Source organism: Terrimicrobium sacchariphilum (genome assembly GCF_001613545.1).
Taxonomy (GTDB): Bacteria; Verrucomicrobiota; Verrucomicrobiia; order Chthoniobacterales; family Terrimicrobiaceae; genus Terrimicrobium; species Terrimicrobium sacchariphilum.
Genome location: NZ_BDCO01000002.1, coordinates 16,414 through 35,629 on the forward strand (window position 1 = coordinate 16,414; position 19,216 = coordinate 35,629).

Annotated in this window: 16 protein-coding genes and 1 pseudogene; 13 read left to right on the forward strand and 4 right to left on the reverse strand. The window is 61.9% G+C overall.

The annotated features are described in order from the left end of the window. Position 1: 1 nt before the first annotated feature. The 3 genes and pseudogenes from TSACC_RS00850 to TSACC_RS00860 all read right to left on the reverse strand — a co-directional run bounded on the left by TSACC_RS00850 (position 2) and on the right by TSACC_RS00860 (position 3,402). Complete coding sequence (locus tag TSACC_RS00850; protein WP_075077516.1) at positions 2-598, reverse strand: LOG family protein; 597 nt, start codon at positions 596-598, stop codon at positions 2-4. Further along, positions 595-2,685 (reverse strand): annotated as a pseudogene (gene ppk1 / locus TSACC_RS00855) (polyphosphate kinase 1); the annotation flags it as partial. The gene TSACC_RS00850 and the pseudogene ppk1, both read right to left, overlap by 4 nt. Before the next feature lie 42 nt (positions 2,686-2,727). Beyond that, positions 2,728-3,402: a lipoate--protein ligase family protein gene (locus TSACC_RS00860; RefSeq protein ID WP_153811187.1), complete on the reverse strand. Its 675-nt coding sequence runs from the start codon at positions 3,400-3,402 to the stop codon at positions 2,728-2,730. 114 nt (positions 3,403-3,516) lie between these two features. Between TSACC_RS00860 and TSACC_RS00865 the strand changes: the two genes are divergently transcribed. The 4 genes from TSACC_RS00865 to TSACC_RS00880 are packed head-to-tail and all read left to right on the forward strand — an operon-like array spanning position 3,517 to position 7,450. Continuing rightward, positions 3,517-4,416, forward strand: coding sequence for a ParB/RepB/Spo0J family partition protein (locus tag TSACC_RS00865; RefSeq protein ID WP_075077519.1), 900 nt, complete (start codon positions 3,517-3,519; stop codon positions 4,414-4,416). Positions 4,417-4,464: 48 nt separating this feature from the next. Then, positions 4,465-5,415, forward strand: a complete 951-nt coding sequence (locus TSACC_RS00870) for an acyl-CoA desaturase (RefSeq protein WP_075077520.1) — start codon at positions 4,465-4,467, stop codon at positions 5,413-5,415. Next, the gene (locus tag TSACC_RS00875) at positions 5,412-6,680 is read left to right on the forward strand and encodes an NAD(P)/FAD-dependent oxidoreductase (RefSeq protein ID WP_075077521.1); all 1,269 of its coding nucleotides are present in this window, start codon (positions 5,412-5,414) and stop codon (positions 6,678-6,680) included. Before TSACC_RS00870 ends, TSACC_RS00875 begins: the two co-directional genes overlap by 4 nt. Further along, positions 6,677-7,450 (forward strand): DUF1365 domain-containing protein, encoded by a 774-nt coding sequence (locus TSACC_RS00880; RefSeq protein ID WP_075077522.1) that lies wholly within the window; start codon positions 6,677-6,679, stop codon positions 7,448-7,450. Before TSACC_RS00875 ends, TSACC_RS00880 begins: the two co-directional genes overlap by 4 nt. On the opposite strand, the gene TSACC_RS00885 is transcribed toward TSACC_RS00880, so the two are convergent. After that, positions 7,447-8,007 (reverse strand): HD domain-containing protein, encoded by a 561-nt coding sequence (locus TSACC_RS00885; protein WP_075080531.1) that lies wholly within the window; start codon positions 8,005-8,007, stop codon positions 7,447-7,449. The two genes, TSACC_RS00880 and TSACC_RS00885, sit on opposite strands and share 4 nt — an antisense overlap. 128 nt (positions 8,008-8,135) lie before the next feature. Between TSACC_RS00885 and TSACC_RS00890 the strand changes: the two genes are divergently transcribed. The 9 genes from TSACC_RS00890 (at position 8,136) to TSACC_RS00930 (ending at position 19,214) form a co-directional block, all read left to right on the forward strand. Continuing rightward, positions 8,136-10,010 carry an ABC-F family ATP-binding cassette domain-containing protein gene (locus TSACC_RS00890; RefSeq protein ID WP_075077523.1) on the forward strand — a complete coding sequence of 625 codons (1,875 nt, stop codon included), beginning with the start codon at positions 8,136-8,138 and terminating at the stop codon, positions 10,008-10,010. A gap of 148 nt (positions 10,011-10,158) precedes the next feature. Beyond that, on the forward strand, positions 10,159-12,771 hold the full coding sequence (locus TSACC_RS00895) for an ankyrin repeat domain-containing protein (RefSeq protein WP_075077524.1): 2,613 nt from the start codon (positions 10,159-10,161) through the stop codon (positions 12,769-12,771). Beyond that, the gene (locus tag TSACC_RS00900) at positions 12,758-13,729 is read left to right on the forward strand and encodes a YceI family protein (protein ID WP_169809498.1); all 972 of its coding nucleotides are present in this window, start codon (positions 12,758-12,760) and stop codon (positions 13,727-13,729) included. The genes TSACC_RS00895 and TSACC_RS00900 overlap by 14 nt, the downstream gene beginning before the upstream one ends. 48 nt (positions 13,730-13,777) lie before the next feature. After that, entirely contained in the window at positions 13,778-15,061 is a 1,284-nt protein-coding gene (locus TSACC_RS00905; protein ID WP_237763876.1) for a hypothetical protein, read from the forward strand. A gap of 53 nt (positions 15,062-15,114) precedes the next feature. Further along, positions 15,115-16,344, forward strand: a complete 1,230-nt coding sequence (locus tag TSACC_RS00910; protein ID WP_202815882.1) for an SAM-dependent methyltransferase — start codon at positions 15,115-15,117, stop codon at positions 16,342-16,344. After that, the gene (locus TSACC_RS00915) at positions 16,328-16,657 is read left to right on the forward strand and encodes a DUF1475 family protein (RefSeq protein WP_075077528.1); all 330 of its coding nucleotides are present in this window, start codon (positions 16,328-16,330) and stop codon (positions 16,655-16,657) included. Before TSACC_RS00910 ends, TSACC_RS00915 begins: the two co-directional genes overlap by 17 nt. Beyond that, positions 16,654-17,439, forward strand: coding sequence for a DUF1295 domain-containing protein (locus TSACC_RS00920; protein WP_075077529.1), 786 nt, complete (start codon positions 16,654-16,656; stop codon positions 17,437-17,439). Before TSACC_RS00915 ends, TSACC_RS00920 begins: the two co-directional genes overlap by 4 nt. A 3-nt stretch (positions 17,440-17,442) precedes the next feature. Continuing rightward, entirely contained in the window at positions 17,443-18,474 is a 1,032-nt protein-coding gene (locus tag TSACC_RS00925; protein WP_075077530.1) for an SAM-dependent methyltransferase, read from the forward strand. Continuing rightward, entirely contained in the window at positions 18,471-19,214 is a 744-nt protein-coding gene (locus TSACC_RS00930; protein ID WP_075077531.1) for a tetratricopeptide repeat protein, read from the forward strand. The genes TSACC_RS00925 and TSACC_RS00930 overlap by 4 nt, the downstream gene beginning before the upstream one ends. The last annotated feature ends 2 nt before the right edge of the window (positions 19,215-19,216 follow it).

Consider the following 19,216-nt stretch of genomic DNA (forward strand, 5'->3'; position numbering starts at 1 on the left):
ATTACAATCCCGGGAGCGATCCATCAACACGGTGGATCGCCTTCGGAACCCGGACGAGGCGGGCAGTCGCCAGTCTCTCCAGCAGCGGCAAACATTCGGTTTCCGCTATCAGCATGTCGCGATGCGAGGGGGATAAAAACCCCTCGCCGCAGGCATGATCGAGGAAGCTCACCAGGGGATCGTAAAAGCCCCCGACATTGAGCAGCGCCACCGGCTTGATCTGCAATCCCAGCTGCAGCCAGGTATAAGCCTCGATCACTTCCTCCAGCGTACCAATGCCTCCCGGCAGGGCGACAAAGGCATCCGCCAGCTCGGCCATACGGGCCTTGCGCTCGTGCATGGTATTGACGGGTATCAGCTCCGTCAGCCCGCGATGCCCGCGCTCTTCCGCTACCATGGCGTAGGGAATCACTCCGATCACCTTGCCGCCAGCCGCGAGAGCTGCATCGGCCAGCAGGCCCATGAGCCCAACTCCTCCGCCTCCGTAGACGATGGTGATACCGCGCTGAGCGCACAGGGTTCCCAGTTCCGTCGCAGCGGCGGCATAGGCATCGGAAATGCCAAAGCTCGACCCGCAGTAAACGCAAAGGCTGGTCACAGATTTTTTTCGGCGGCGGCAGCCTCCTGCTTGCGACGACGGCGACGCTGGGCGTCCTCGACAAATTCCTGCTGTGCGTCAAAACGCGGCTCACTGGAAATCCTCGGTACATACGTGCCATCGGGCAGCATGACCTTGGCCTTCACATTATCGCGCCAGAACCAGGCGAGGATCTCCTCGACGTGGTCCTTCATGCCCGGGCTGACGATCGGGAATACGATCTCCACGCGGCGGAAGAGATTGCGCGGCATCCAGTCGGCGCTGCCGAGATAGATCTTCGGCTCGCCGCCATTCTCAAAGCGGAAGATGCGACTGTGCTCCAGGAAACGCCCAACGAGGCTGCGCACCTCGATATTGTCGCTCACTCCCGGGATGCCCACCTTCACCGCGCACATGCCGCGTACCAGCAGGCGTATCGGCACTCCGGCGGCAGAAGCGCGATAAAGCGCTTCGATGACACTTTCCTCCACGAGGGAATTCACCTTCGCGTAGATGCCGCTCGGGCGACCGGCGCGGGCGTTTTCCGCCTCCTGGTCGATGAGCTTGATGAAAGACGGCGCCAGATCATACGGCGCGACCATGAGCTCCTTCATCTGCGGGAACTTCGAGATGCCCGTGATGCAGTTGAAGGTCTCGGCCAGTTCCGAGGTCAGCTCCTCGCGGCAGGTGAAAAGGCCAAGGTCGGTATAAATCTTCGCCGTTGAGGGGTGATAGTTGCCCGTGCCGAGGTGCGCGTAGCGGCGGATGCCGTCGCCCTCGCTGCGCACGATGAGCATGGCCTTCGCGTGAGTCTTGAGTCCTGCAACGCCATACACCACGTCGACGCCCGCCTCGCGCATCATGCGCGCCCACTTGATGTTGGCCGCCTCGTCGAAGCGCGCCTTCAGCTCGATCACGACCGTGACCTGCTTGCCATTGCGCGCCGCCTCAATGAGGGCTTGAACGAGCGGGGAATCCGAGCTCGTGCGGTAAAGCGTCTGCTTGATCGCCAGCACATGCGGGTCCTCCGCCGCCTGGGCGAGGAAATCGACGACGGTCTGGAAGTTGTCGTACGGGTGATGCACCAGGATGTCGCCCTTTCGGATGTGGAAAAAGATGTCCCGCTCGGTATCGAGCGACACGACCGTATTGGGCGAGAAGCGCTTGTACCGCAGGTCCGGTCGGTCGATCTGGAGCGCCAGCGGCATGAGGCGCACAAAATTCAACGGGCCATCGATGCGGAAGATATCCTCTTCCTCAAGACTGAAGATCTCTAGCAGGCGGTCGACCACGTTGGGCGGGCAATCCTTCTCCACCTCGATACGGACGGCGGCTCCGCGGTTCACCTTGCGCAATTCTGCCTCGATGGCGTGGAGAAGGTTCTGCGCCTCCTCCTCGTCGACGTACAGGTTGCTGTTGCGAGTGACGCGGAAAATGTGGGCGCTCTTCACCTTCACCCCATGAAACAGCGCACTCACGTGGTGCTGGATGATATGACCAAGAAAGACGTAATCATCGCCGTCGACCGACTTTGAAAACGGCACGACGCGTGGCAGGATGCGCGGCACCTGCACGACGGCGATGTCGGTTTCCAGTCCTTCGCCCTCCAGTTCAACGATGACATTCAGACTTTTGTTGAGCAGCTGCGGGAAGGGGTGCGAGGGATCGATCGCCAGCGGGGTGAGCACCGGGTAGATGCTCTTCTGAAAATATTCCGCGAAATGATCGAGTTCCTCTGCTGGTACGCTCGGGTACGTATGAAATCGGATGCGCTGGGCCTCGAGCTGAGGGCGCAGTTGCTCGCGCCAGCAGCGGTACTGGTCATCGACCAGCCGACGCACGCGCTTGCTGATGGCGCAGAGAGACTGGGTGGCGGTCATGCCATCCGGCCCCGTGGAAAAAAGATGCGTCTGCTTTTGCTGCTTCAGGCCGGCCACCCGCACCTCGAAGAATTCATCGAGGTTCGAGCTGACGATGCAGAGGAACTTCAGGCGCTCCAGCAGAGGGTTGGATTCGTCGATGGCCTGATCGAGAACACGCTGGTTGAACTCCAGCCAACTTAGCTCGCGATTATGGAAATGCGCCTTATTCGAAAAACCCATGGTCTGAAAATGCTGTGTCGATTCCTTCGGAAAGCAAGAGCCTGTTTGTCACAGAATGCGCCGATTCCAGGCGTCTGAGCCGTATCTGGCCGAGATCAGTTCCGATACCCTGTCGTTCAAGTCTGTTTGGGGGACAAATTCTTCTACACGATCCGACAGCTGAAAAGCGAGCGCGTTCGAAAGTCCCGGCGGAATGTCTGTCTGCTGGAGGCTGCCCTGGTGAAGGATGCCCTGCTGGGTGCGCCTCTGGGCTCCGCCGCAAACCTTGAGCCCATCCGCGCGAAGCAGATCCGCCTCGGCGGGAACACCCGCAAAACACGCCCCTGGAGCCATCGCCGTAACCGGGCCAGCCAGCGTCACCGCCGTCCCCGCCTGTTCCAGCGCCCGGGCCATCGCCCGATGAATCACCCGGTAGCTCTCGCAGGGGCGGATTTTGGCAAAGGCATCCGTCCGCGGCACGATGAGGGCGAAGGTGAAATCCCCCCGATGCTCGACGATGCCGCCGCCTGTCCAGCGACGGACGAGGGGAGTGGCGCCAATCGCTTTAGCGACAGCAGATTGCGATTGGGAAAATCCAAATGTCACCCATTCCTCCGCCCAGCAGTAAGTGCGCAGGATCGGGCGGCTCGCTTGTTCAAAGAGCGCCTCGTCGAGCGCCATCTGCTCCGGACCAGTGCGGGGGATTTCGTCAATGAAGAGGTCGAGGATGTCCAAGGCAGGCACCCGGAGAACAAAGCACCTTTCCCCGATCCTGTCTTGTGCGAGTTTGCCGCAGATGAGCGACGGATTGTCTTCGTCTTGTCATCCCCGGCAAAGCGAGCTAGGCCATAACAGACCATGGCAAAACCCGCGCTCGGCAGAGGGCTGGGTGCGCTCATCAATACCCGCGTGGCGGCCCCCGCTCCGGTAGAGGAACTTGGCGAACGCATTCAGAACATAGCCCTCGACCAGATCATTCCCAGTCCGCTCCAACCCCGTATGGAGTTCCGCAGCGAACACCTGCAGGAATTGGTCGAGAGCATCCGCGAGCGCGGCATCATCCAGCCCCTCATCGTCCGCAAGGTCGACGGAAAATACGAGCTCATCGCCGGTGAACGCCGCTGGCGCGCCGCCAACGAGCTGAAGCTCAAGGAGGCCCCGGCCATCGTCCGCGAGGCCAGCGACCAGGAGGTGCTGGAGCTCGCCCTCATCGAGAATCTCCAGCGCGAAGGCCTCAATCCCATCGAGGAAGCCATCGCCTACCAGCGCCTGCACCGGGAATTCAACATGACGCAGGAGGACATCTCCAAGCGCGTCGGCAAGAGCCGGGCCTCGGTGGCGAACTCCATGCGCCTGCTCGATCTCGCCGAAGATCTCCAGAGCCTCGTCAAGCAGGGCCGTCTCTCGGTCGGTCATGCCAAGGTGCTCCTTTCCCTCAAGTCCCACGACGAGCAACGTCTCCTCGCCGACCAGATCATCCGGCAGGGCGCCTCCGTCCGCGTCGCGGAGAAACTGGCTGCCGAACACCTGAAAAAGACCGGCAAGGCAACCTCCCGCTCGTCCTCGAGCGGCGGAGCAGCATCCTCCGAGCCTGAACTTTCTCCCGCTTTGCAGCGCGTTCAGAATCTTTTAACGCACCGTTTGGCGACTCGCGTCGTAATTCATCACAGTGAGAAACGCGGGACGATCCATATCGAGTACTACGGCAGCGACGACCTCAATCGTCTGCTGGGAGAGCTCGGCGTCACGCAAGAGTAGCCAGGCAGATCATATTCCTGGCTATTTCTCTCTGATAGTCAGGATATTATGAGATTTGTAACAACCTTAGGCCGCCGCCTCGTCGAGGCGGTGGACTCCGACTACTTCCCCGCCGGATCAGAAATCGTGCGCTCGCAGCCCGAGCGCATGGAGTTCGCTCGGCTGATTCCCTTTATCATTCTTCACCTTGGCTGCCTGGGGGTTATCTGGACCGGCTGGAGCTGGACGGCCGTCATCGTCGCTGCTGCGCTGTACGTCGTCCGGATGTTTGCCATCACGGCGTTTTATCACCGGTATTTCTGCCACCGCGCCTACAAGACCTCCCGCGCCGCGCAATTCCTTTTCGCCCTCATCGGCCTCACCGCTGTCCAGCGCGGCCCCCTCTGGTGGGCGGCGGTTCACCGCCACCACCACGCCCACTCGGATGAAGAGGTGGACGCCCATTCCCCCGTGCAGAAGGGCTTTCTCTGGTCCCACGTGGGCTGGCTGACCAGCAGCCGAAATTTCCCCACGGACTACCGGATCGTGCGCGATCTGGTGCGTTACCCGGAGTTGCACTTCCTCAATCGCTTCGACCTCATCGGTCCAGTACTCCTGCTCGTCCTCCTCTATGCACTCGGCGCAGGATTGGAAGCCTTCGCTCCGGGTCTCGGCACCAGCGGCTGGCAGATGGTCGTATGGGGATTTTTCATCAGCACGACTGTGCTTTTCCACGCCACCTGCGCGGTGAATTCTTTCGCCCATACGCTCGGCTCGAAGCGCTTCCCCACCGAGGACGAAAGCCGCAACAGTTTCCTGCTCGCGATCATCACCCTGGGCGAGGGCTGGCATAACAACCACCACCACTACCAGTCCTCCGCCCGGCAGGGGTTCTACTGGTGGGAGATCGACATCAGCTACTACCTGCTGAAGCTCCTCGCCGCCCTCGGCATCGTCTGGGATCTCCGCGAGGTGCCGGAGCAGGTTTACACGCAGGCAGACGCCAAGGCCCGCTCATGAAAGAGCGCATCGCCATCGTCGGAACCGGCGTGGCCGGCCTGGGCTGCGCCTGGCAGTTGCGCCATGATGCGGAGATCACCCTCTTCGAGCAGGATTCCCGGCCCGGGGGCCATACCAATACCGTGACGGTCTGCGAGGGCGGGCGATTCGTGCCGATCGACACCGGGTTCATCGTTTTCAACAAGGTCACGTACCCGAATCTCTGTCAGCTCTTCGATGAACTGGGAGTGACGATCAAACCGTCGGAGATGTCCTTCAGTGTCCAGCACCTGCCGACCGGGCTGGAGTACAACGGCATGGGCCTGAACAAGCTCTTCGCCCAGCGTCGGAACATCACCAATCTGCGCTTTCACGCGCTCATCCTTCAAATTTTCCGATTCTTCCACATCGGGAACAAGCTGCTCGCGATCGGAGGTGCGGAGGCGCTTACTCTCGGCGAATTCGTTCGCCGACATGGGCTTGGGCAGGACTTCCTCGACCTCTACCTCGTGCCGATGAGCTCGGCGGTCTGGTCGACGCATCCGAACGACGTGCTCGATTTTCCCGCCGCCACGCTGCTGAATTTCTTCAACAATCACGGCTTCCTCGGCGTCTCGACCCATCACCAGTGGTACACCGTCGATGGCGGGGCGCGGACCTATGTGGAAAAAATCCTCTCCGCCGTGCCCGCTACCCGGCTAACCGCAAAGGTGACCGGTGTCCGGGAATCCGCAGACTCCGCCGAGGTCATGCTGGCCACCGGGGAGCGCCATGTATTTGACCGGGTCATCCTGGCCAGCCACGCGGACCAAACGCTGTCCGTGCTGGAGAATCCGGATGCTGACCAGCGGCGGCTTCTGAGCGCATTCCGATATCAGCTGAACCCGGCCCTTCTGCATACCGACGCCTCGGTGATGCCGCGCAAACGCCTCGCCTGGGCCTCGTGGAACTACACCGTCGATGCCCCCGGCAGCGATCGAAAGGCCCGGGTTCACTACTGGATGAATGCCCTCCAGGGCGTTTCCCAGGAGCAGGATTACTTTGTCTCGCTCCATGCCGATGACCAGGTGGACAGCTCCAAGGTGCTGTACGAAACCACGTACGAGCATCCCGTCTTCACGCTGGAGGCCATGCGCGCTCAGGCCGAGCTCCCCAAGCTCAACACCCGCTCGTCCGGACAACGCATCTATTTCTGCGGGAGCTATTTCCGATACGGATTCCACGAGGATGCCTACAAATCCGCCGTCGATCTCGCTAAGGTACTGCGTCCCAACCTGGCCTCATGAACTCCGCGCTCTACGAGTGCACCGTGATGCACCGGCGCCTCAGCCCGGTGCGGCATGAGTTTGTCTATCGGGTGTTCCTTTTTGCGATCGACGTGGACGAGTTGCCGACTATCGCCGCTCAAGTCCCGCTCTTCGGCTACAACGAATCCGCGCCCTACGCATTCTTTGACTGCGATCATTTCCAGATGGTTCCAGGCGGCACCGCCCGGGAGAACGCCGAGGCGTATCTTGCCAGCCAGGGCATCGCGGAAAAGCCCGCCCGCATCCTGCTCCTGACCAACACACGAACCTTCGGCTACGTCTTCAACCCCATCTCGATCTGGTACTGCTACCGCTCCGATGGTTCGCCGCTGGCAGCCATCGCCGAGGTAGGGAACACCTTTGGCGAGATCAAGCCCTACCTCGTCCCGGTGTCAGGCAAAATGTTTGCCTCCCGCGCGATAAAGCATTTCTACGTCTCGCCATTCTCAACCCTCGACCAGCATTTCGATTTCCGCTTCGATAAGCCGCGAGAAACTCTCCGGATCGGCATCGATAATTACGCGGGAGAGGAACGCAAGCTCATCAGCACCCTGAGCGGGGAACGGGTGGCGCTGACGACCTCAAGTCTGGCGTGGTTCACCCTTAAGTACCCCGCCATGACCCTCCAGGTCATCACGTCGATCCATTGGCACGCCTTTCGGCTCTGGATGAAAAAGACGCCCTTCGCGATGAAGGAAGCCAGCCCGGAACTGCAGCGTGACCTCTACCGACCGCATGGGCGGTCCTAGCCGCGAATCACCCGCCAGGCTTCGGCAATGGCTCGTTCGGCTTTCTTTCGCAGTTCGGGGTCGGCCTTGGTCATTTTCGCCAGCAGGGTCTCGACCTCGTGAAGATAGACCCGGCCGAAATCGGGGTCGTTATGCGCGATGTCGCGGCTGTTGCTGGCGATGTCAGCGCACTTCACCGTCTGGGCCTCGGCGCTCACCCCCGCAAGCCGGTCGATCTCCCGGCTGCGGCGCTCGCGGCGGTTCAGGCCCGGGTGGTTCTCCTTGATGAAGACATCGGTCAGTTCTACGACCAGCCCACGCACCCGTTCACCGAAGCGCTCGGCAATGGCCTGTTCGTTCCAGCGGGCATCCTTGGGAGCCACATCCTCCAGCACATCATGGAGATGCGCGGCAGCGATTACCTCCGGGTCGTCCGTCACCCTTGACACGATGGCGGCGACTTCATCGGTATGCACCCAATAAGGCTCGCCGGAGTATTTTCGCACGTGCCCGACCGCATCGTGCGCAGCATGAGCAAAGGCCTGCGCCTCGGCGGCGAGATCGAATGCGGGAGGCATGTTTCCAGCATTCACCGCGTTTCGGAGGAAGAAAATCCCGAAATTCACACCCACCCTCGGAAACGCGATGGGTAATCCATGGTTGCAATCCCCCCGGGGTTCCGTATCCCTCTCTTTCGCCAAAATCCATGCTGACCGTATCTCAAGTCTCCAAATCCTACGGGGGAAGAACGCTTTTCTCCGACGCCTCGCTGCAAATCAACCGTGGCGATCGCATCGGATTGATCGGAGCCAACGGCGCAGGCAAGTCGACCTTGTTTTCCCTGATTCTCGGCGAAAACGAGCCGGATGACGGTTCGGTGACCTTCCAGCGCGGCGTCAGCGTGGGGTATCTGCCGCAGGAAAGCGCGCCCTCCGGCGACGAAACCATCCTGCATCTTGCGCTCAGCGGCGTGCCGGAGTGGGATAGCTACGCGCTGGAGCCCAAGGCCAAGCGCATTCTTTCCGGTCTGGCCTTCCGTGAGACAGACTTCGAGCGTGTCGCCCGCACCATGAGCGGCGGCTGGATCATGCGCGCGCACCTGGCGAAGCTGCTCGTGATGGAGCCGGACCTCCTGCTCCTGGATGAACCGACGAACCATCTCGATCTCGAATCCCTCGGCTGGTTTCAGAATTACCTCGCCGCCTACGGAGGTTCGATCGTCACGATTTCCCACGACCGCGCGTTTCTCAACGCCATCTGCGACACCATCGTCGAGATTTCCCGCCAGCGGCTGCACCGCTACACCGGCACGTACGACGAATTCGTCGAGCAAAAGAAAGCCCGCGAGGAGCAGTACCTCGCCGCGTACAAGAACCAGCAGCGCGAGATCGAGCACCTGCAGGATTTCATCAATCGCTTCCGCGCCAAGGCCAGCAAGGCCGCCCAGGCCCAGGAACGCATCAAGCGACTGGACAAGATGGAGCGCCTTGCCCCGCCGGAGCAGGCGGAAGCCACGGTGAAGTTCCGCTTCCCGCAGCCGCAGCGTTCCGGCCAGAAGGTGATGGAACTGACCAGCGTGCGCCAGGCCTACGGCAGCCACGTCGTTTACGAAGACCTCAACCTCACCGTGGAACGCGACCAGCGCACCGTCCTCGTCGGACCCAACGGCGCAGGCAAATCCACGCTGCTCAAGATTCTCGCCGGAATGCTCCCGCTCGAGGCCGGCGAGCGCACTCCGGGCCACAATGTTTCGACCGGGTACTTCGCCCAGCAGCGTGTCGAGACGCTCGACCTGAAGCGGACCGTGCTGCAGGAGGCCACCTCGCTCCCGCGTTACGTCTCGGACGAAGCCGCCCGCAGCGTGCTCGGGTCGTTCCTTTTCCGGGGTGACGATGTGTTCAAGACCGTCGGCGTGCTGAGCGGTGGAGAAAAGAGCCGCCTCGCGCTGGTGAAGCTCCTGCTCGACCCGCCGAATTTCCTGCTCCTCGACGAACCGACCACGCACCTCGACATGCCCAGCATCGACGCGCTGGTCAATGCCCTGCGCCAGTACCAGGGTACTCTGGTCTTCGTCAGCCACGACGTCCACTTCATCCGCGCCCTCGCCACCTCCGTGCTGCACGTCCATGCCGGGCGCCTCACGCCGTACGCGGGCAACTACGAATATTATCTGGAGAAATCCCAGGCTGTGGGCGAACGCGAAGCCCTCGTGGCCAAGCTGCACAACCACCAGCCCACTTTTGAAAAAGCGGTCGAAGCTCCTGCCGCCAAGGCTGCCGCTCCAACTCCCGGCCTCGGCCTGAAGGAAATCCGCGAGCAGCGCCGCGCCGAAAGCGAAGCCAACAAGGCTGCCGCCAAGGCCCGCCGCCAGCAGGAAGCCCGCATCGCCAAGCTCGAAGCCGAAGTGGTCGCCCTCGAGAAACAGCAAAAGGAACTGACCGCACAGCTGGAAGACCCCGCGCTATACGACCAGCCCTCGAAAGCCCTCGAGATCAACCGGCAGCTCGCCGGAATCACCGACGCCCTCGAAGCCGCCAACGAAGCCTGGATGACCGCAACCGAGGAACTGGCCGAGGCTTGACGACGCTCCGGCGCTCTGCCACAAGGCGGGTGAGTCGTACTGGAGGCTCCCTGTCCGCGGGAAGGGTTTAACCCACCTTTAACCACCCACCACCGAAACCTTTTCCTGCTCGTCCCGGCGGACAACGAGCCAACCGGAAAGGGTTTTTATGCCATCATCCCAAGACGGGCCGCAAAAGCGGCTCCCCGCTCGTCCTTCGCTGGAATTCCTCCGCAAGGAAGCGAAAAAGCTCCACCGTTCGCTCAAGGAGCAGAACCCGGGCAGCTCACTCTCTCAGGCACAGCATGCCCTCGCCCGAGAATACGGCTTCGCCAACTGGGCGGAACTCGTCGCCGAAGTCAGCAAGCGTCGCGGAGCTGACTCATCCCCGATGCCTCTGGATGTCCTGCAGGCATTTCTCAGTGCCGCCGTGCCCCGGCCGGAGGCTCACCACAAATCCGGCTCGCTCGCTCCTGCGGAGGCCATTCTTGAGAAGCATCTTGGTCTCGCCTCCCGATCACTCGCCGCCGCTTGCGCCCTCGGCGAAGTCGAGACGGTAAGGGATTTCCTGCAAAAATCAGCTCCCTCCCAGCCGGAACCGCCCCGCGACTGGACGCCGCTGGTTTATCTCTGCTTCTCGCGATTCCTGCGAGACCGCGCGCGACCGGAGGCGGATTTCGTTGAGTGCGCCCGCCTGCTGCTCGCCCATGGGGCTTCGGCGAATGAGCATTTCCTCTCGCCACAGGGCGAGGTCGAAAGCGCGCTGTATGGTGCGGCCGGGATAGCCAATTCCTCCCTCCTCACCCGCCTGCTTCTCGATGCCGGAGCTGATCCCGATGACGACGAGGCGCTTTATCATGCCTCGGAGTTTACCAGTCATGCCGCGCTCTCGGTCCTGCTGGCGGCGAATCCCGGCACGGAGCGGGTGAGCTACTGCATGTGCCACAAGATGGACCAGGAAGACCCGGAGGGATTGGCGCTGTTTCTCCGGCATGGAGCGGACCCCAATGCGCTGATCGGTCGCGGCGTCTTTCGAGGCTCCCGACCGCTGCATTTCGCCCTTTATCGCCGACGCAGCACAGGAATCCTGCGGCTCCTCCTCGATGCGGGAGCCGATCCGTCGCTCGCCGACGTCAATGGAATCACGCCCGCGCAGCTCGCGGCCCGGCTCGGACAAAAGGAGTCCGCGACGCTCCTGGGCGCGGATCATCTCGATGGGGAATCCCGCTACCTCATGGCTCTTTCCAGCGGGGACCGGCAGACCGCAGAGACAACGCAGGCGGATTTCCCCGACACTCCGCAAAAATTCCCGAATCTGCTGGTCGATGCAGCGGAAGCGGGAAACCTGGAGGCCGTACGACTGATGCTCGATGCCGGTTTTCCCATCAATACGCGCGGCGCGAGCTATGGCGGATGGAACGGCACCGCGCTCGACCACGCCGCCTGGGCTGGCCATGTTGAGGTCGTGCGGCTCCTGCTGGAGCGCGGAGCCGATTTCCGCCTCGTGCATTCCTATAATGGCACCGCCCTCGGCGCGGCGATAAACGGCGCCAGCCAAGCAGGACATGATCGCGGGGCGGCCACCATCGACATTCTCGCACGCGCCTATACTCCGTCGGAGCTGAACGGCTATATTTCCTACTCCGAAACGGAACCGAACCCCGACATTCCGCCCCTCCTGCGCCGCATCCAGCAGGAACTCCCGCAAGGCTGCGACCGCGAGATGGTTGAGGCCGCAGAAGAGGGCGATGCAGCGAAGCTCCGCCTCCTCCTTGATGCTCATCCTGAAAGAATGACAAAAGCCTGGGGTGGCCCGTGGGATCAACCTCTTCTGCACCTTGCCGCGACTGGCGGTCATGAGGAATGCGTACGACTGCTCATCGAGCGAGGCTTCGATCCCAACATGCGCGATCACATGGACAAGGCCACCGCATTGCATTTCGCTGCGGGCGAGGGACGGCTGGAGGTGGTAAAAATCCTTATTGAGGCAGGAGCCGATATCGAGGGCGGGGGCAACGACCATGAGCTGAACATCCTCGGCTGGGCGACCTCGCTCGGGCCGTTCCGCGAGGAAACCGCCCGTTACCTGCTCTCCCGCGGAGCCACGATGACTCTCTGGTCGGCCATCGCTCTCGACGATGCACAGGCCGTGCGCCGGATCGTCCGGGAGAATCCCAACAGCCTCGCGACTGCTCAAATGAGCCGCAACGAGGACGCCCGTTCTCCGCTGCACCATGCGGTGGAGCGCAACCGACCCGCGATGGTTCGCCTGCTGCTCGATCTGGGAGCTGACCCCACGCGCCATGACGCCCTCGGATTTTCCGCTCTGGGGTGCGTAAGCGAAAAGACTGATCCTGAGATCCTCGCGCTGCTGGAGCAATCCGGCCTCCGGCTCAGTCTTTACGACGCTCTCGTGCTGGCTCGTTACGAACAGGCGGAGGCATTGCTCGACCCTGCCTCGATCCGCCGGGGCGGCAACCAGACCCACCTCTTCGTCTACGCAGTCGCCAAGGGCAACTGGCCGATGGCGGAATGGCTCCTCGCACGAGGAGCGGATATCAATGCCATCGCGGAGGTCTATCAGTGTCCCGCCACCGCCCTCCACTTTGCAGTGGAAAACAAGCCGCCTGAGCGCATCCGCTGGCTGCTGGATCAGGGGGCAGACCCAGGAATCCGGGACGGCAAATTCGACAGTGATGTCCGTGGCTGGGCGACCTTCCTGGGCCGTGACGAGATCGTGCGCATAATTGACGAGCATTTGTCCTCGATTGAGCGAAGGTAATTACCCGGATTGTTCGCTGAACCAAACCCTCACGGAGGAAAACGCCATGACCCAGCCCGCCACGCTCACCGCCACGGAACTTCACACCCTTCTCCGCGAGGGCGGAGCGCCCGTCCTCATCGATGTACTGACGGAGGAGGCCTTCACGGAACGCCACATTGCGCAGGCGCAGAACTTTTGCGTCTACGAAACCGCGTTTCTCGACAAGGTGGCCGGGGCGATTCCTTCCAAAGAAACGACCATTGTCGTCTACGGCGAGGGAACTCATGGAGAGGCCGCGCATCGGGCTTGGGAACGATTGACGGGAGCTGGTTATACGAAAGTCCATATCCTTGACGGCGGATTCGCCGCCTGGGCGGAAGCCGGCCTGCCCGCGCATAGCGGCAAAGCCGCCTCGGGTCTGGCGGATGTCTCCGGGCAGTTCGCCGCCGATACGGAACGCAGCCTGATTTATTGGACCGGAAGGAATCTGTTCAATCACCACACGGGAACGGTCGGGTTGCGCGGGGGATCAGTCAGCCTCGAAGCGGGCAGGCTCACGGGGGCGGATTTCGTCGTCGATTTCGAAACGGCGACCTCCACCGACCTCAAGGACGAGTCGCTCGTCGCAGCCCTCATCGGGCACCTGAAGAGCAGCGACTTTTTCGACGTCGCCAATCACCCGGAAATCCGTTTCGTCCTGACAAAGGCCACGCAAATCCCGGACGCCACCGACGGTCGAGCCAATACGCGCGTCGAGGGGGATTTCACCCTGCGCGGACAGACGCATCCACTCACCTTTGACGCGCTCATTGCCGTTGACGGAAAGGGCGATCTCTATGCGCAGGCGGAGTTTGACCTCGATCGCACGATCTGGGGGGCGAATTATGGCTCGGGGCGCATCTTCGAGAGGCTCGGCATGCACGTGGTCAACGACCTCGTCCACCTGCACCTTAAGCTGGTCGCGCGCGCGGCCTGAGGGAATCCGGGATTTCCAATCGCGACCTGACGTTGTAATACGCAGACCGTGATGCGCTGCTTTTCCCTCCTCCTTTGCGGATTCCTCGCGGGTTGTGCCATGCCCAACAAGCCGTATTGGGTCAGCGACTGGAAACGCAATCCGCAGGCCGTCGAGCCCGCGCAGGTCGATCCCAAGCGGTTCTCCAGCCGCCTCGCGGTGGTGGAGCTTGATGAACAGGGCGACCTTTGGGGCGGGCATCAGTTGGAGACAGCCCGCAAGATGGTGTACGACAGCCCTAAACGCCCGCTGCTCGTCATCTATATCCATGGGTGGCAGACCAACGCCCATCCGAAGAATCGCGATCTCCAGACCTTCAGCAATTTCATCGCCAAACTCGAAGCCGCGCCCGAGGTGAAGGATTACTTCACGGTCACGGGCGTCTTCATCGGCTGGCGCGGCGCATCCTACACCTCGGAATCGTCCCTTACCGGAATCGGATACATTGCCCGCCAGGCATCCTTCTGGTCGCGCCTCGATGCGACGAACCGCGTGGCCGGCGTGCCGCTCACCGGGGCGATTTCGGAGCTCGTCTCGGCGGCGCGTTCCTGCCCATCCGACCGCGGCGTGTCGATGCTGATCGGCTATTCCTTCGGAGGGCGCATCCTTGAGCGAACCCTGGGTCAGGCTCTCGTCTCGCAGCATGCCTACTCCAGCGACCAAGATGGCGCTTTGCTTCCCGCCGACCTGACGATTCTCATCAATCCCGCCTCCGAGTCGCTCTACGCCCGCCAGCTCAAGCTGGCCATGAAGAACTGGAAGAGCCCGCATCCCGCCATCATCTCGCTAACCTCGGAATCCGACCTAGTCACCGCCGTGGCCTGGCCGGCGGCCAACTGGATCAGCAATATCTTCGGCGGCTTCCGCAAATACATCCGGAAGGGAACCAAGGAGTCGCAAAAGTCCTTCGTCGTCAGCACGGCGGGTCACGATCCGCGCATGCCGACCCATGCCTTTGTCTACGAAGGCCCGGCCACCGTGCCCGACGGGCGCTCGGCCTTTGAGTACAACGCTGACAAGGCGACGGCGCAACGCTTCTACGTGAGCCAGCCAAACGGCACGAGCGCCTACGGGCTGGAGACGCTGCCCGGGAATCGACCCGGCGTTCTGCCGACGGGCGGCTATTGGGTGCTGCACGTGCCCTCGGAGATCCTGAAGGGCCATGGCGGCATCTTTGAGGAGGGAGGCATTTTCTCCGAACAGGTGACCGACGTCCTCGCGGCGCTCTACAGCATCACGAATACAGATGCGATCCGGTCCACCCAGCGGGTCGAGTTGAATACCAGCAGGTAACGTCGATTTTCGCGCCCAAGTCCGGGCCCGGGGCGTAACTGACCTCGGACCACGTGAACGCGATCTTTCAGACCCTCCTGCTCAAGACCCTCAGCCGCCTCTCGCGCGGCTCGCTCGAGCTGCGCCTTCCGACAGGGAGGATCCATCGTTTCGGCGGGCTGGGGAAGGACCTGAGCGTCCGTCTCGATGTGGAGGATAACGCCTTCTTCCGACGTAGCGTGCTTGGAGGGCCGATCGGCTTTGCCGAGTCGTACATGGCAGGGGAGTGGACGACGCCCGACCTCACGCGTCTGCTGGCGTGGTTCATTCTCAATGGGGACGATGCGCTGGAGACCCCGGAGCGGCGCACCCGCGGCTGGCTCCTGAATGTCTACAACCGCTGGCTGCACTCGCGGCGGCACAACAGTGTCACCTCCAGCCGCCGCAACATCGGGGATCACTACGACCTGAGCAATGAGTTCTTCCAGCTCTGGCTCGATTCCACGATGACGTACTCGAGCGCGTACTTCGATCCTCCCACGCTGTCGCTGGAGGAGGCGCAGATCGAAAAGTACGACCAGCTGTGCCGCAAGCTTCAGCTCAAGGCTGGCGACCATGTGCTGGAGATCGGGTCGGGGTGGGGCGGATTCAGCCTGCACGCCTCGCGGAAATACGGCTGCCGGATCACGACGGTGACGATCTCCGAGCAGCAGTACCGCGAAGCCTCGGCGCGCATCGCTGCTGCCGGGTTGCAGGACCGCATCGACATCCGCATGGAGGATTACCGTCATATCCAAGGCTCCTTCGACAAGATCGTCTCCATCGAGATGCTGGAGGCGGTGGGTGACGCCTATGTCGACGGCTACTTCGCCAAGTGCCAGGAACTGCTCAAGCCGCGCGGCCTCCTCGGGCTGCAAGCCATCCTTTGCCCCGACCAGCAGTATCCCATCCTTCGCGACGGGGTGGATTTCATTCAGAAGCACATCTTCCCCGGTTCGCTCCTCATGTCGGTCGGTCGTATCGGCGAGGCCATGCGCCATGGGACAGCGTTTACCATGCTCGATTACGACGACATGGGACCGTACTACGCGAAGACGCTGAAGCTCTGGCGCGACAACTTTGAGGCGAAACTCGATGCGGTGCGCGCACTCGGGTTCGACGAAACGTTTATCCGAAAGTGGCGATACTACCTCTGCTACTGTGAGGCGGCCTTCGCCACGCGGCATATCACGGTGGCTCAGCTCATCTACACCCGCCCCGACAACATCGCGATCCATTCCCCGGCTTATGATCTCTTTTCTTAGGGCTCTCTTCCTTCTCATTCTCGCCGCCATGCTGGTCGTCACCGTGCGGGCCAGCCTCGACACGGCCATCTGGGCGATCCCGCCCATGGTCACGGCGGACAAGTGGTTCCAGGCCACGCTGGCGGACGCCTACTTCGGGTTTCTCACCTTTTTTGTCTGGGTGGCGTACAAGGAAAACTCCTTCGCGCGATCGGCGGTCTGGTTCATCCTCATCATGCTGCTGGGGAATATCGCCATGGCCAGCTATGCGCTGATCCAGCTTTTCAAGGTGGACGCCAGCGCGCCGCTCCGCTCTGTTCTGGTCCGATCATGAGCATCTGGACCCTTGTCGGAATCGGAATCAATGCCGCCATCTTGATGATGGTCGTCGTCTGGTACATCGCGAAGCGGTTGAACAACGCCGGGTACGTCGACGCGGCCTGGTCCTACGGATTCACCTTTGTCATCGGGGTCTTCGCCCTCACGGGTTCAGGCGATACCACACGCAAGCTTGTCCTCGCCGCCATGGTCGCGGTCTGGAGCCTGCGCCTGGGAACCCACATCCTGCTCCGCCTCCTCAAGCACCATCCTGCGGAAGATCCACGCTACGCCGAGCTGCGCGAGATGTTCCCAAAGCGCCCGTGGTTCATGTTCTTCGGCTTCTTCCAGCTCCAGGCCATTCTCATCGGCATCCTGTCGATTCCGTTCGCCATCAGCGCCAGTAATCCCGCCCCTGCGCTCAAGCCGTGGGAGATCGCGGGCGTGATTCTCTTCGTCGTGGCTTTCCTCGGCGAGATCATGGCGGATGCGCAGCTTGCGGCCTTCAAGCGCGACCCGGCCAATGCTGGCAAGGTCTGCGATGCAGGCCTGTGGCGGTACTCACGCCACCCGAATTACTTCTTTGAGTGGCTCATCTGGGTGGCGTTTTTCCTCTATGCCCTCGGCTCGCCGCATGGGTGGGTGGGAATCATTTCGCCGCTGCTCATGCTCCTTTTCCTCACGAAGGTCACCGGTATCCCGCCCGCGGAGGCGCAGTCGCTCAAGAGTCGCGGCGAAGCCTACCGCGACTACCAGCGGCGGACCAGCGCCTTCGTGCCCTGGCTTCCACGTACCTGATTCATGATCGACCTCGACAGCCTCCTCGCCCGTGATCTCCTCCCCGATGCGGCCATCCGCCTCGGCATCCGGAAACTCCTCGCCCGCAAGCTGAAGGAGGAAAACCTCGGAGATGTCGAGAAGCAGCAGGAGGCCATCGGGAAATTCATCGCCGATCTGGATCGAAGCCCGATCGCAATCAAGACCGCCGACGCCAACGAGCAACACTACGAGGTGCCGACGGCGTTTTTCCGGTACGTTCTCGGACCGCGCATGAAGTACAGCTGCGGGTACTGGCCGCGCGAGGACACCACCTTTGCCGAGAGCGAGGAGGCCATGCTGGCCCTGACCTGCGAGCGGGCGGATTTCTCCGATGGCCTCGACATCCTTGAGCTCGGCTGCGGGTGGGGGAGCCTCACGCTCTGGATGGCGGAAAAATACCCCGGTTCGCGAATCACCGGAGTGTCGAATTCCCGCACCCAGCGCGAGCACATCGAGGCCGAGGCGGCACGGCGCGGATTGACGAATGTCCGCATCCTCACCGCCGACATGAATGAGTTCGCGGCGGAACCGGCGGCCTACGACCGGGTCGTCTCCGTCGAGATGTTTGAGCACATGAAAAACTACCGCCAGCTCATGGCGCGAGTCGCCTCGTGGCTGCGCCCGGGCGGGAAGTTGTTCGTCCACATCTTCACGCACAAGGACTATGCCTATCATTTCGAGGGCACGGACCCGTCGGACTGGATCACGCGATATTTCTTTGCCGGCGGCACGATGCCCTCGGATCACCTGCTGCTGTATTTCCAAGATGACCTGAAGATCGAGCACCACTGGCGCGTCTGTGGCACCCACTACCAGCGCACCTCCGAGGCGTGGTTGAAGGAAATGGACGCCCATGCCGCCGAGATCCGCCCCATCCTTGAGGATACCTATGGCGCGGAGAATTTCGCCCGGTGGCGGGCCTACTGGCGGGTGTTTTTCATGGCGTGCGCGGAGCTTTGGGGGTATCGGGACGGGTCCGAGTGGATCGTCAGTCACTACCTTTTCCGAAAATGAAGCGCGCGCTCCTGTTCTTCGCCATCCCTGCCGTGGCCTGGAGCCAGAGCGTGCCCGAGCTTATCCGCAAAACCGACGCCCTCGACGCGAAGAACCGCAATACCGAGGCGCTGGTCGTCATCCAACAGGCCGACCAGCTCTCCCCCGACAACGCGGAAATCCTCTACCGTCTGGCCAAGCAGAAGGCCCAGCTGATGCTGGATGCCAAGTCCTCCGCCGAGCGCAAGCAACTCGGCAGCGAGGCCCTGGATGCCGCCCAGCGCGCAGTCGCCGCCGACCCAAAGAGCGCCGAGGCGCATCTTTCCCTTTCCATCGTCTATGGGCGGCTCGCCCAGGACGAATCCGCCCGGCGCAAAGTGGAGCTTTCCCGTCTCATCCGCGATGAGGCGGAAATCGCCGCGAAGCTTGATCCCAAGGAAGACTACGCCTGGCACGTTCTCGGGCGCTGGAACTATGAAATGGCGAACTTCAATGCCGTACTAAAGGCCCTTGCGCAGGCGATCTACGGAAAATTTCCCGACGCCTCGAACGAAAAGGCGGTCGAGTACCTGGAAAAGGCCGTCGCGCTGCGTCCTGACAGGGTTGTCCACCAGATCGAACTGGGCCGTGCCTACCTCGCAATTGGAGAAAAAGACAAGGCGCGCGCCGCCTTGGAAAAGGGACTTTCCTTGCCTTCCGTGGCCAAGGATGACAATGAGACAAAAGAACGGGGGCGCAAAGCGCTCAGCCAGTTGAACTGATC

Coding starts and splice junctions, on each gene's coding strand:
- TSACC_RS00865 (WP_075077519.1), top strand. CDS start 3,517: ATGGCAAAACCCGCGCTCGGCAGAGGGCTGGGTGCGCTCATCAATACC.
- TSACC_RS00870 (WP_075077520.1), top strand. CDS start 4,465: ATGAGATTTGTAACAACCTTAGGCCGCCGCCTCGTCGAGGCGGTGGAC.
- TSACC_RS00875 (WP_075077521.1), top strand. CDS start 5,412: ATGAAAGAGCGCATCGCCATCGTCGGAACCGGCGTGGCCGGCCTGGGC.
- TSACC_RS00880 (WP_075077522.1), top strand. CDS start 6,677: ATGAACTCCGCGCTCTACGAGTGCACCGTGATGCACCGGCGCCTCAGC.
- TSACC_RS00885 (WP_075080531.1), bottom strand. CDS start 8,007: ATGCCTCCCGCATTCGATCTCGCCGCCGAGGCGCAGGCCTTTGCTCAT.
- TSACC_RS00890 (WP_075077523.1), top strand. CDS start 8,136: ATGCTGACCGTATCTCAAGTCTCCAAATCCTACGGGGGAAGAACGCTT.
- TSACC_RS00895 (WP_075077524.1), top strand. CDS start 10,159: ATGCCATCATCCCAAGACGGGCCGCAAAAGCGGCTCCCCGCTCGTCCT.
- TSACC_RS00915 (WP_075077528.1), top strand. CDS start 16,328: ATGATCTCTTTTCTTAGGGCTCTCTTCCTTCTCATTCTCGCCGCCATG.
- TSACC_RS00920 (WP_075077529.1), top strand. CDS start 16,654: ATGAGCATCTGGACCCTTGTCGGAATCGGAATCAATGCCGCCATCTTG.
- TSACC_RS00925 (WP_075077530.1), top strand. CDS start 17,443: ATGATCGACCTCGACAGCCTCCTCGCCCGTGATCTCCTCCCCGATGCG.
- TSACC_RS00930 (WP_075077531.1), top strand. CDS start 18,471: ATGAAGCGCGCGCTCCTGTTCTTCGCCATCCCTGCCGTGGCCTGGAGC.